The organism is Acinetobacter sp. WCHA45 (assembly GCF_002165255.2).
Classification (GTDB): Bacteria; Pseudomonadota; Gammaproteobacteria; order Pseudomonadales; family Moraxellaceae; genus Acinetobacter.
In genome coordinates, this window is the sequence record NZ_CP028561.1 from 1,700,736 (window position 1) to 1,712,420 (window position 11,685).

The 11,685-nt window shown below is 38.1% G+C and carries 13 protein-coding genes and 1 pseudogene; 8 read left to right on the forward strand and 6 right to left on the reverse strand.

Annotation, left to right across the window (positions count from 1 at the left end):
• Window positions 1-14: 14 nt before the first annotated feature.
• Window positions 15-731: a UDP-2,3-diacylglucosamine diphosphatase gene (locus tag CDG55_RS09600; protein ID WP_087536120.1), complete on the forward strand. Its 717-nt coding sequence runs from the start codon at window positions 15-17 to the stop codon at window positions 729-731.
• A 101-nt stretch (window positions 732-832) separates the two neighbouring features.
• A pseudogene (gene nfsB, locus CDG55_RS09605) lies at window positions 833-1,489 on the forward strand (oxygen-insensitive NAD(P)H nitroreductase).
• A gap of 41 nt (window positions 1,490-1,530) precedes the next feature.
• On the opposite strand, the gene CDG55_RS09610 reads toward nfsB, so the two are convergent.
• The 5 genes from CDG55_RS09610 to tsaE all read right to left on the reverse strand — a co-directional run bounded on the left by CDG55_RS09610 (window position 1,531) and on the right by tsaE (window position 6,421).
• Entirely contained in the window at window positions 1,531-2,388 is an 858-nt protein-coding gene (locus CDG55_RS09610; RefSeq protein WP_087536119.1) for an EamA family transporter, read from the reverse strand.
• Window positions 2,389-2,465: 77 nt separating this feature from the next.
• Entirely contained in the window at window positions 2,466-2,972 is a 507-nt protein-coding gene (gene hfq / locus CDG55_RS09615) for an RNA chaperone Hfq (RefSeq protein ID WP_087536118.1), read from the reverse strand.
• A gap of 91 nt (window positions 2,973-3,063) precedes the next feature.
• A complete protein-coding gene (gene miaA, locus CDG55_RS09620) occupies window positions 3,064-4,008 on the reverse strand; it encodes a tRNA (adenosine(37)-N6)-dimethylallyltransferase MiaA (protein ID WP_087536117.1) in 945 nt (314 codons plus the stop codon).
• A 6-nt stretch (window positions 4,009-4,014) separates the two neighbouring features.
• Window positions 4,015-5,955: a DNA mismatch repair endonuclease MutL gene (gene mutL / locus CDG55_RS09625; protein ID WP_087536116.1), complete on the reverse strand. Its 1,941-nt coding sequence runs from the start codon at window positions 5,953-5,955 to the stop codon at window positions 4,015-4,017.
• Window positions 5,945-6,421, reverse strand: coding sequence for a tRNA (adenosine(37)-N6)-threonylcarbamoyltransferase complex ATPase subunit type 1 TsaE (tsaE, locus tag CDG55_RS09630; RefSeq protein ID WP_087536115.1), 477 nt, complete (start codon window positions 6,419-6,421; stop codon window positions 5,945-5,947). The genes mutL and tsaE overlap by 11 nt, the downstream gene beginning before the upstream one ends.
• Before the next feature lie 107 nt (window positions 6,422-6,528).
• On the opposite strand from tsaE, the gene CDG55_RS09635 reads away from it, so the two are divergent.
• From CDG55_RS09635 to CDG55_RS09650, 4 genes are all read left to right on the forward strand, one after another.
• Window positions 6,529-7,161, forward strand: coding sequence for a hypothetical protein (locus tag CDG55_RS09635; RefSeq protein WP_087536114.1), 633 nt, complete (start codon window positions 6,529-6,531; stop codon window positions 7,159-7,161).
• The gene (locus CDG55_RS09640) at window positions 7,158-8,066 is read left to right on the forward strand and encodes a pseudouridine synthase (protein ID WP_087536113.1); all 909 of its coding nucleotides are present in this window, start codon (window positions 7,158-7,160) and stop codon (window positions 8,064-8,066) included. Before CDG55_RS09635 ends, CDG55_RS09640 begins: the two co-directional genes overlap by 4 nt.
• Before the next feature lie 110 nt (window positions 8,067-8,176).
• Entirely contained in the window at window positions 8,177-8,491 is a 315-nt protein-coding gene (locus CDG55_RS09645) for a type II toxin-antitoxin system RelB/DinJ family antitoxin (RefSeq protein WP_087536112.1), read from the forward strand.
• Between the two features lie 98 nt (window positions 8,492-8,589).
• Window positions 8,590-9,033 carry a GNAT family N-acetyltransferase gene (locus CDG55_RS09650; RefSeq protein ID WP_087536111.1) on the forward strand — a complete coding sequence of 148 codons (444 nt, stop codon included), beginning with the start codon at window positions 8,590-8,592 and terminating at the stop codon, window positions 9,031-9,033.
• On the opposite strand, the gene CDG55_RS09655 is transcribed toward CDG55_RS09650, so the two are convergent.
• Window positions 9,034-9,750 (reverse strand): pseudouridine synthase, encoded by a 717-nt coding sequence (locus tag CDG55_RS09655; RefSeq protein ID WP_087536110.1) that lies wholly within the window; start codon window positions 9,748-9,750, stop codon window positions 9,034-9,036. It abuts the gene before it with no gap.
• Window positions 9,751-9,996: 246 nt separating this feature from the next.
• On the opposite strand from CDG55_RS09655, the gene CDG55_RS09660 reads away from it, so the two are divergent.
• Both CDG55_RS09660 and CDG55_RS09665 read left to right on the forward strand, forming a co-directional pair.
• Window positions 9,997-10,512, forward strand: a complete 516-nt coding sequence (locus tag CDG55_RS09660) for a hypothetical protein (RefSeq protein ID WP_087536109.1) — start codon at window positions 9,997-9,999, stop codon at window positions 10,510-10,512.
• Window positions 10,513-10,655: 143 nt separating this feature from the next.
• Window positions 10,656-11,657, forward strand: coding sequence for an LLM class flavin-dependent oxidoreductase (locus tag CDG55_RS09665; RefSeq protein WP_087536108.1), 1,002 nt, complete (start codon window positions 10,656-10,658; stop codon window positions 11,655-11,657).
• Window positions 11,658-11,685 lie beyond the last annotated feature (28 nt).

Below are 11,685 nucleotides of genomic sequence, written 5' to 3' on the forward strand. Positions count from 1 at the left end.
CAACAGGATTCTTTGTGACCCATCTGTTTATATCAGATTTGCATTTGTCACCTGATCACCCTCGACTGGTTCGAGGGTTTTTAGAATTACTGAAACAATATCAAGATAAAAACACCCAGCTCTATATTTTAGGTGACTGGTTTAATGCTTGGATTGGGGATGATTACACCGCACCGTGGTTAGATGAAATTGTCACGGCCTTACAATCATTCACTGCACATAATAATAAAATCTTTTTCCAAGTCGGCAATCGAGACTTTGCTTTAGGTCAAAAGTTTTTAAACCAATTTAATGGAATTTTATTGCCAGATGTTTTTACATTGGAAATTAATCACAAAAAACTTCACCTAGAACATGGTGATGCTTTGTGTACAGATGATGTTGCGTACCAACGCTTCCGTAAAGTCATCCGTAATCCAGTTTTACTGGGTTTGATAAAACGAACACCATTAAGTTTCAGACAAAAACTCGCCAATGGTTTTCGTAAAAAAAGCAGTGAAACTAAACAACTAAAAAGCTATGACATCATGGATGTAAATGCAAAAGCAGTTGAAAATGTCATTACTGAAGTCGATTATTTAATTCACGGTCATACCCACCGTCCAGAAATTCATTTGTTGGGCAATAAACAGCGCATTGTTTTGGGTGACTGGCGAACAGACGCTGCATGGATTCTAGAAATTAACGAACAAGAAAATAGCAGCCTAAATTTTAAAAAGTGGACCTATTGATCTTTATTCCATTCGACTTTTATCGATAACCAAATCACATTCAGACACTTTTCCTACCTGACATATCCAGTAAAATAAACTGATTTTTTATTTGGTTGATAATAGATGGATTCCCTACACATCGCAAAACACGTTACACCACCAAGGCATACGATGCGACTAAAAAAATTCCAAAAGAACAGTTTGAAAAACTACTCTAAATTTTACGCTTCAGCCCTTCTTCAGTAAATATTCAACCTTGGCATTTTTTAATTGCTGAAACAGATGAAGCCAAACAACGTATCGCATCAGCATTGACAGGCAATTACATCTATAACGCAGCTAAAGTTCTAAACTCTTCACATACCTTGGTCTTTTGTACGCGTACTGATATCTCAGCAGAATACTTAGAACAATTGCTACAGCAAGATGATGCCAGTGGTCGCTTTAAAGATGCAGCTGCAAAACAAGGTCAACGTGACACCCGTTCTGGTTATGTCGAGTTCTATCGCAATGAACTTAAAAATCTTCCTGCATGGATGGAGAATCAAACCTACCTTGCACTCGGACAACTCCTTTTTGCAGCAGGTTTAGAGGGAATTGATGCCACACCAATGGAAGGTTTTGACAGAACGCTGATTAATGAAGAGTTTGGACTGACTGAAAAAGGCTTAAAAGCATCTGTGATTGTTTCACTCGGCTATCGTAGTGACAGTGATTTCAATGCAAAACTGCCAAAATCACGACTCCCAGATGAAGTGGTTTTTACACACTTATAATCACATGAAGCTCAAGAGAGTAGAACAAGCTCTACTCTCTTCTACATCATCGCTTTGGCCAAACACAGCACCGCAACCACACCACAAATCAATCCAATCCATGTGTATGCTTTTAATCGCTCTTTAAATAGCACAACGCCACTGAGTACACCCAATACCACCACCAGAATATTCATCCCTGCAAATACAATCGCAGGCGTTTCTTTAAAAATCATATGAGCTTTGACATATAAGGCAATATTGGCAAAATTCAGTACACCCAAAAACAAACCTGTAAAAATATTTTTAGGTTGCCAATTCGGTTGAGTAATTGCGATATAAGCGATGGACAGAATAAAAGCTGTAATAAAAGTTAAATTTAGCGTGACCGCAAACTGTAAGCCTAAACTACTGCTATATTTTAGTAATACATCAATTGCTGCATAACCCGCCCAAACACTAAACAAAAATAAGGCTGATTTTAAGCTCATGCCTTTACTTGCCTGCTCTGTGGTCTGTCCTATAATGATCGCTAAAATTGCCATAACTCCGAAAACAACCCCAATTAATTTCAATTGGCTAAATTGCTCACCAAAAATAAAATAGGCAGCCAATAACGACAGTATGACTGCAAGCCGCTGAGCAATTTCCGTTTTTAAGATACCAGCGAATTGTAGCGACTTGGCTAAGCATAAAAATATACTTGGTAATAATAGACCTAAAACAAGAATTAACCACCAAGGTGTATTATTGAGAGAAATATGAGTAATATCAGTTTTAAACCAATAAAAGCATAAAAGGCTTGCGCTCAAATAATTCCACGCAATGATTTGAAAAACATCAAAACCTTTTGCTTTTAAATATTTTAAAAGAATCGAGACCAAGACACTACAGCACGCAGCTGCAACAATCATTTCCATAGTTTTTCTAGCTATGTAAAAACACAAAAAAAGCCAGTCTATTATTAGACTGGCTTTTTTAAAAGATCATAGATCAATTAACGATTATTTTCGTCTTCTTGACCATCTTCAAATTTAGTTTCGCTATCGAAGCCACCTTGATGACCGAAGCCACCTTGACCACCAAAGCCACCTTGACCACCGAAGCCACCTTGACCACCGAAGCCACCTTGACCACCGAAGCCACCTTGACCACCGAAGCCACCTTGACCGCCAAAGCCACCTTGACCACCAAAGCCACCTTGACCACCAAAGCCGCCAGTAGAACCTTGACCACCGAAACCACCAGTAGCACCTTGTGCAGGGAAACCACCAGTAGCACCTTGTGCGCCAGCTGGACGTGGGTTACGCGCAGGTACAACTGTAGAAATCGCGTGTTTATAAACCATTTGACTTACAGTGTTTTTTAATAAAACTACATATTGATCAAAAGACTCAATATGCCCCTGTAATTTAATACCGTTCACGAGGAAAATAGAAACTGGAATACGTTCTTTACGGAGAGAATTTAAGAACGGATCTTGTAAAGTTTGACCTTTAGACATTTGTAACTCCAAAAAATTTTTAAATCAGCGCAAAAAAACTATCTTTATTTTTCAACTAAAAATTATAAAAAGACAGTCTGCGAATTTTGCTTTATCCAAAGAAGTTTCGCAAGTCTTCTTTCGCCTGCTTTATCGTCACGTAAGTTTTAAAATCGTGTGTTTCTTGCAAAGAACGTAACCAAGTGTATTGACGTTTGGCAAGTTGCCGTGTCGCAAATAATGCTTTGTTCTCCATTTCTACTTTATTTTTGAGACTTAGGTCACTTTTTAATAAAAGATCTAAAGCTTGACGATAACCCACAGACCGCATGGATGGTAAATTACCACTTAAATCGTATTTTCCAATTAATTCCTCTACTTCATTTAAAAATCCAATACTCCACATTTTGCTTAAACGTTGCTCAATACGTTGATGTAATTCTACCCGATCTGGCATCAATGCGTAATTATGAAATTTGTAACGATAGGGTTGATTTTTAGGCTGCTCTGCCTGTAGTTTTGTTATGGGTTCACCTGTAATTCGGTAAACTTCTAATGCCCTAATAATTCTTTGTTTATCTGAAACTTTGAACTTTTGTCCAGCAATTGGATCAACAGAAGCCAATTCATCATAAACAGACTGCCAGCCTTCAAGATCAGCTTTAGCGAGAATTGCATCACGAATACTTTGATCCGCATTCGGTAGATTATCAGCTAATCCTTCAAGTAGCGATTTAAAATATAGCATTGTGCCGCCCACTAAAATTGGTGTTTTGCCACGCGAATGCATGTCATCAATTAATGGGCAAACATCTTCAACAAATTGTGCTGCTGAGTATACATCCAATGGCGTAATAATATCGATTAAGTGATGCGGGTATTGTTGTTGCTCTTCTTTTGTGGGTTTAGCAGTCCCAATATCCATATCTTTATAAACTAAAGCTGAATCCACAGAAATCAGTTCAAAATTTCCACGCTCATAGAGTTCGCATGCCAATGCTGTTTTACCACTTGCGGTAGGCCCCATTAAATTGATGACGGGCAATTGATTTGACATGTAAAACTACTCTCCTCGAGCAAATAATTTATCTAATTGATGTAATGGAAATGCGCGCCAAGTTGGACGCCCATGATTACATTGACTGGCAAATTCAGTTTGTTCCATTTGGCGTAATAAAGCATTCATTTCCGAAAGACTGAGTTGTCGATGTGCTCTTACAGCCCCATGACACGCCATACCAGCAAGAAGCTCATCACGTTTTTGTAATAGGCCTCTGGCTTCATCATTTGGATCAAGATCATTTAATAATTCTGGAATTAAATTACTAAAGTCAGCTTTATGCAAAATGGCAGGCACACCACGCACAATCACTTGATCATCCCCGTATTGATCAATTTCTAACCCCAAACGTTCTAATTGTGGTTGTAAATCTTCAACGCGAGTCGCTTGCATACGAGTAATGGAAACAACTTTAGGAATCAGCAATTGTTGCGAAGTCCAAAATTCAGGTTTATCCCATGCCGACTTCATCTGCTGCAACAAGATACGTTCATGTGCCGCATGCATATCCACAATGATCAGGCCTTCAGTATTTTGCGCCAAAATATAGATGCCATGCAGTTGTGCGATTGCAATCCCCAAAGGAAACTCATCTACACGTGATGGGTCTTGATTATTTCCATCTTCTGTTTCTTCACGTAAAGGCGCTAAATAGCTTTTGAGTGCATTATTTAACTGTGCAGAGCCATTATAACGTGGTTCTTGAGGTGTTGAATTGTAATGCACTGCCTGTGGGCGGCTTTGATTAAACTCAGTGAGTAAATCTGTCGCAACAACAACCTGCTGATTGGCTTGTCGTTCAGGCTCAGCTACTGCTCGATGTAAATTGAATTGTTCTTGGTATTTTGGCTGAGGCTGATAATTAAAATTTTCTGCCTCAGCTTCATCTGTTTTCATCGCTTGTGCTAAATCAGCAGTTGCGGTTTGAAATTGAGACAAGGTTGCTTTGGCATAATGCCGTACAAACTCATGTACTTCACGCTGGTTCAAAAAACGAATTTCATGTTTGGTCGGGTGTACATTCACATCGATATTTTCAGGATCAACTTCTAAAAACAATAAATAAGATGAATGTTGATGACCATGCAAAATTCCTTCATAGGCCATACGTAACGCATGTGAAATGGTTTTGTCTTTGACAATACGACCATTCACATACACATATTGCATGTCAGCCTGTGCCCGTGCATCAGACGGATGCCCTAACCAACCTGACAAACGCATATTGATACTTTCAGCATCGATCCAATAGGCATTTTGAATAAACTGTTGACCTAATAACTGCTGGACACGCTGATAACGTAATTCACCACTATCAGCAATCGGCAAATTTAAACGAATATTATCATTATGTTCGAGTACAAAACGAATTTCAAAATGAGTCAAAGCCAAACGACGGACTATTTCTTCAATATGACCAAATTCTGTACTTGGTTTTTTTAAAAACTTTCGGCGCGCTGGCACATTGAAAAATAAATCTTGTACACGAATATGTGTACCTTTTTGTGCTGCAACAGCCTGTATTTGTTGATGATCAAATGCTGTTCCATTCACTTCAACCTGATAACCCACGCCTTGTTCATCTTGGCTACTGGTCAACGTCAAACGTGATACCGCAGCAATCGAAGCTAATGCCTCTCCACGAAAGCCTAAACTAACAATCGCATGCAAGTCTTCCGATGTTTTAATTTTACTTGTCGCATGCCGCATCACCGCTAATGGTAAATCTTCAGGATGAATTCCATGACCATTATCAATGATTTCAATCAGGGTCGAACCACCTTGCGCTACCCGAATAATAAGTTCGGTTGCGCCAGCATCGATTGCATTTTCTAATAATTCTTTAACAACTGATGATGGACGTTCAATCACCTCACCCGCAGCAATCTGGTTGGCTAAGGCAGCATCAAGGGTATGAATACGACGAATTGAATCATGCGCCATTCAATTGTTCCTGCAAAGTTTGAGATAAAGATTCGGATTCAGTGGTTAGCGTAACAAACCGAGTCAATTCATCATCCGATTTTTGAATATCAATCACTACATCAGCTTTTGGTATTTCGTCTCCACCTTTTGAAGGCCATTCAAATAAGAATAAAGCATCTGGGGTTTCTAAATAATCACGAATTCCCATCAGTTCTAATTCATAGGGATCATCTAAACGATACAAATCAAAATGGAAAATTTCTTTGCCTTGAATGGTATATGGCTCAACCAAGGTATAAGTTGGGCTTTTTACTGAACCTTGATGCCCAAGATTCTGGATAAAGTAACGCGTAAATGTCGTTTTTCCAGCCCCTAAATCACCAATCAAATATATAACCCCTGAATGCACTTGTTGTGAGAGCACTTGCGCAAATTTTTGAGTGTCTTGTTGATGATTTAAAGTAAATTTCACTGAATATGACATGGCAAATAGAATAAAATTGGGATACCCGCTATGATAACATCGCCCTGCGTTAAAGCCTAATGCACCGAAATGAATTGCTTCTTTTTAAAACGTTCAAGATTTTAAATATGACATTACAAAATAGAGTAAACCCTTGGGGAAAATTGCATCAGCATCCTTCTAAAAAAGCGATGCTGATGGGAAATCGTGGCGGTCGTATCCATAACTCGAATAAACAGATTATTAAACAATGGGCAACACAGTCATGGATTCATTGTTTAACAACATTCGGTAATATTAAAAGAGAAGTTTTTGGTGACTCTTATTCAGAATTATTTTTTTTAGATGAAGCCACAGCTTTATCTGCAGGACATCGTCCCTGTGGCGAATGCCAAAGAAAACGTTATCAAGAGTTTAAAAAAATCTGGTTAAATATCAACAATGCAGGTATATCAATTTCAGCAAAAGAAATGGATAAACGTATCCACCAAGATCGAATTAATGCTGAAAAAATGCAGCATACATTTCAAGCAAATCTTTCAGAACTGCCTATTGGAACTTTTTTTGAATATGCTTCTGAAGCGATTGTAGTTTATAAAGAAAACTGTTATTTGATTTGGTCTTTTGATGGCTATCAAAAGAAAATTGAATTACCTCAAAATCTTATAGTTACTGTGTTAACACCTCAAACTTTTGTAAAAATGTTTGACCATGGATATGTCCCAAATTTTCATTCTTCAGCATCACTCAAAATAATATGAATACGGTTGAAAATTTTATCCCTCCAGTGATCAATGGTGTCAGTGCCAGTAAAGTCTTTTTACCTCAAAATATTTCGGCACCTACCATTTTTAAATATCTTTGCCAGCATTTCCCCCATATTCAGCCGCAAGAATGGCAACAGCGTTTTGCAGACCAACTGATTTACGCTGCTGATGGTTCAATCCTGAAGCTGGAAAGTCCCTATACAGCAAATACCCATATTTTTTATTATCGTTTCCTAGCTCAAGAAACTCATGTACCTTTTCAGCATGAGATTTTATACGAAAATGAACATTTACTCGTGGTTGATAAACCCCACTTTCTTACGATGACTCCAACTGGGCAATATGTTCAGGAAACATTATTAGTACGTTTAAAAAAGCAAACTGGATATAAGGATATAACCCCGATTCATCGACTGGATCGGGAAACGGCAGGCGTGGTTTTATTCAGCAAGAAACCTGAATCGCGCGGAATCTACCAACAACTTTTTGCAGATCGGAAAGTTCAAAAAATCTATCATGCCATTGCAGCGTATGATCTTAAAATGACTTTTCCGCGAACTGTGCAATTACATTTAGAAAAAGGTCAGCCGTTTTATACGATGCAAATTAATTCTGAAAAACCTCAGAATTCTGAAACTTTGATAGCGCTTTTGGAACACAATCAACATTACGCAAAATATCAGCTTAAACCCAAGACGGGTAAACAACATCAATTGCGTGTGCACCTTAATTACTTAGGCATTCCAATTTTAAATGATCCGTTTTATCCAGTTGTCGCACATAAAGCCGATGATGACTTTGAACAACCGCTCCAGTTGTTAGCAAAAGAGATTTATTTTATCGATCCCGTTTTAAATCAAGAAATGCATTTTAATTCTAAATTTGAATTGACATTGTAAATACAACGTAATGACAAAATTGTTATTTTTTTCACTTCAGAAATATTGAAATTACATTGCAATGGTTTAGAATACATGATGATAACTAAAAAAATTTGGTCATATCTTTCATGCGAAAAACAGAAGTTTATCAGGTTCGACTTGATTCTCAGGAAAAAAAGCAGGCATTTGCCGTTTTTAAGCAGTTAGGTATATCCCCTGCCCAAGCTGTTCGTCTTTTCTTTAAACAAGTTGTGTTGACGAAATCAATTCCTTTTGCGATTGAAAATCAAAACATTAATATGGAACAGTTACTCAAGCTCCGTAAATCTAAAAATGCAGCAATAAATGATCCTTCAACTGCTATAGATTTGGATGTTGAAGACGATCATGAAGATCTATTTGAAGAATTGAATGCACTGTTAGGTGAAAGTGACAAAACTTAACAATGTTGCATTTATAAACAAGTTTTTATTTTTTAAGCTTAAATTTTTTCGTTATTCTGACAGTCCAAATAAAACTATAAATGCAAGGATGGACAGGAATGATTGTTAAACGAGCAACAAAAGAAGATCTTCACCAACTTGCTGTCTTGTTTGATGAATACCGTCAATTCTATGGTACATCATCCAATATTGAACAATCCTATCAATTTCTAAAACATCGTTTCGAAAATAAAGATAGTGTCATTTTCATTCACGTTAAAGATGATGTGCTCACAGGCTTTGTTTTACTGTACCTTGCTTTTTCATCTGTTTCTTGCGAAACCTATTATATTTTAGATGATGTTTATGTAACCCCATCTTATCGAAAACAAGGATCAGCTAAGCAATTAATTGACACCGCAATCCTTTTTGCTCGCCATGAAAATGCACAAAGAATTAGTCTCGAAACACAAAAAAATAATTATGAGTCTCGCCGTCTTTACGAACAAATGGGATTTATTCAAGATGATGAATTCAAGACCTTTCACTGTTTTTTAAAATAGTTACTCGATATCTAAAGCAATATTTTGACTCAATTGTTTTTGCGAAGATGTAAGATAAATCCATTTACCTTCTGGTAATTCAGGAAGCTCAAGTAATCCTATTTGTTGGCGATGTAAAAGCTCAACTTTATTTCCGACTGCGGCAAGCATACGTTTAACTTGATGGTAGACACCTTGATGAATTGTCATTGCCAATTGATGTGTGGAAAATAGTTGAAGATTGGTTGCGGCATAAATACCTTTTTCATTCCTTAGCTCAACTCCCTGTTCTAAAGCCATTAATTGCTCTGCTGAAATCGGATCGGCAGTCGTTACATGATAAACTTTTGGCACATGCTTACGCGGATTGGTTAAGGCTTGTAAATATTGACCATCATCAGTCAATAACAATAATCCTGTGGTATCTTGGTCTAGTCTTCCCACGCATTGAATACCCCGATGGATCAAAATTTCAGGCAGTAGGCTAAATACACTTTTATGATGCGTTGCCTGATGTGAACATTCATAGCCCTTCGGTTTATTTAAAACAATGTAGAGATGTTCTCGATATTGGTATTCTTCGCCAAATACTTGAAAACAAAGCTGGTCCGTATTTATATTCTGTTTAGGGTTTTCACAAATTTGTCCTTCAATCTGCACAGAACCATTTTTAATTATCTGTTGGCAATACTTTCTTGAACCAAAGCCTTGCGATTGCAAAATTTTTTCCAACAGCATAACTATATCCTCATCTCAAACTCAGTCTATTGTACTCGATTCAGCTAGGCATCATTGCTTACAACATACTCATTCTTATTTTTTATAATTTATTCACAATCTGTTCATTTGTAATAGAACATATACAAAACTCTCGCCAAACTCTCTCAATCATCCTATTGCGCTCCATATTTTCACTTAAAAGTCCTGTTACATTTATCTCAAGCAAAAGAATACTGTCCAAAAGAATGGATAAGGAGTTTCACCATGAAATCGAATATGTGGTTATGTAGCGTCATCTTGGCAACCTCATCAATGATGACTGTTGCACATGCAGATAATACAGCACGAGTTGCAGCAACTTCAGCACTTGGTAGTATTGTTGGTACAGCAGTTGGTAAACAACTTGGCGGTAATACGGGTGCCATGATTGGTTCCTCAATTGGTGGTGCTGGTGGTGCAGCAGCATCAAGCAATAAACGTGATCGCACTGAAGCCGCCATTGGTGGTGGACTAGGCGGTGTTGGTGGTTACACCGTTGGACGTAATGTCGGTGGAACGAGTGGTGGCTATATTGGTGCTGGTTTGGGTGCAGCAGGTGGTGCGGCTTTAGGTCAAAAAGTTGGTCAAGATCGTGAAGAAGACCGCCGCTACGAAAATCGTCGTTCTTACGATGAGCGCCGTTACGACAACCGTCGTTCTTATGATGATCGTAGATACTATAAATCTCGTCATCATTACCGTCATGATAATGGCTATCACCGTGGTTGGTATAAAGATTAATCATCAAATCCTAACACTTTCTCTTTTGGCGCCTTCGGGCGCTTTTTTGTTTTATCCAATTCACAACAAATATCGACAATATTCGATATACAAAAACAAACTAATATCGTATTATTTCGATATATGATTTTGAGAGTTAAAAAATGAAGTCACTACAAGAGATCAAATTTTCAATTTTGGAGTTAGCTCCTGTCAGAGACGATAAAAGTATTGAATTTTCACTTCGTCATGCACTAGAAGTTGCTCAACACGCTGAAAAGCTTGGTTATGAACGTTTCTGGTTAGCTGAACATCACAATATGGATGGAATTGCGAGTTCCGCAACGGCAGTTTTACTAGGATTCATCGCAGCAAATACACACAAAATTCGCTTAGGTTCTGGTGGCATCATGTTACCTAATCATGCACCATTAGTTGTTGCAGAACAATTCGGGACTTTAGCAACACTTTATCCAAATCGTTTTGAACTTGGTTTGGGGCGTGCTCCAGGAACTGATCAAATGACGATGCGTGCATTACGACGCGGGCATCAAGAAACCGAAGATCAATTTCCTCGGGATGTAATGGAAATTTTGCAATATTTTAAAGACCCACAGCCCAACCAGAAAATTATTGCCACCCCAGGTCAAGGCACTCATGTACCTGTCTGGTTGCTAGGCTCAAGTCTGTTTAGCGCACAGCTTGCTGCAAAGTTGGGACTTCCCTATTCTTTTGCATCACATTTCGCTCCACGTATGTTAGGTCAAGCAATCGAAATTTACCGTGAGAATTTTCAAGCATCTGAATATCTTGATAAACCTTATGTGTCAATGGGCGTACCAACAGTCGTTGCGGCAACTTATGAAGAAGCACAATATTTAGCTACCAGTTCTTATCAGCGTATTTTAAACCTGATTCGGGGGCACAGTCTAAAACTCAAACCGCCAACTGAATCAATACAATGTCTGGCAAGCAGCGCTGAGCAACTCGCCATCCAGAATTTCTATGCAATGGCTCAAATTGGTTCACAGGAAACTGTCAAAACAGGACTGGAAAAAATTGCCGCGCAATATGATGTAGATGAGTTTATCTTCACCTGTGATATTTACGATACACAAAAACGTCTGGAAAACTTTAGCTTGCTCATGGAGCTAAAAAACCAGTAGGCAATCCTATTTTCAAATAAGCATTGCC

Bases quoted from the DNA above. Each gene is read 5' to 3' on its own strand.
- CDG55_RS09650 (WP_087536111.1), top strand. From the start codon at position 8,590: ATGATTGTTAAACGAGCAACAAAAGAAGATCTTCACCAACTTGCTGTC.
- CDG55_RS09635 (WP_087536114.1), top strand. From the start codon at position 6,529: ATGACATTACAAAATAGAGTAAACCCTTGGGGAAAATTGCATCAGCAT.
- mutL (WP_087536116.1), bottom strand. From the start codon at position 5,955: ATGGCGCATGATTCAATTCGTCGTATTCATACCCTTGATGCTGCCTTA.
- tsaE (WP_087536115.1), bottom strand. From the start codon at position 6,421: ATGTCATATTCAGTGAAATTTACTTTAAATCATCAACAAGACACTCAA.
- miaA (WP_087536117.1), bottom strand. From the start codon at position 4,008: ATGTCAAATCAATTGCCCGTCATCAATTTAATGGGGCCTACCGCAAGT.
- CDG55_RS09655 (WP_087536110.1), bottom strand. From the start codon at position 9,750: ATGCTGTTGGAAAAAATTTTGCAATCGCAAGGCTTTGGTTCAAGAAAG.
- CDG55_RS09665 (WP_087536108.1), top strand. From the start codon at position 10,656: ATGAAGTCACTACAAGAGATCAAATTTTCAATTTTGGAGTTAGCTCCT.
- CDG55_RS09660 (WP_087536109.1), top strand. From the start codon at position 9,997: ATGAAATCGAATATGTGGTTATGTAGCGTCATCTTGGCAACCTCATCA.
- CDG55_RS09640 (WP_087536113.1), top strand. From the start codon at position 7,158: ATGAATACGGTTGAAAATTTTATCCCTCCAGTGATCAATGGTGTCAGT.
- CDG55_RS09645 (WP_087536112.1), top strand. From the start codon at position 8,177: ATGCGAAAAACAGAAGTTTATCAGGTTCGACTTGATTCTCAGGAAAAA.
- hfq (WP_087536118.1), bottom strand. From the start codon at position 2,972: ATGTCTAAAGGTCAAACTTTACAAGATCCGTTCTTAAATTCTCTCCGT.
- CDG55_RS09610 (WP_087536119.1), bottom strand. From the start codon at position 2,388: ATGGAAATGATTGTTGCAGCTGCGTGCTGTAGTGTCTTGGTCTCGATT.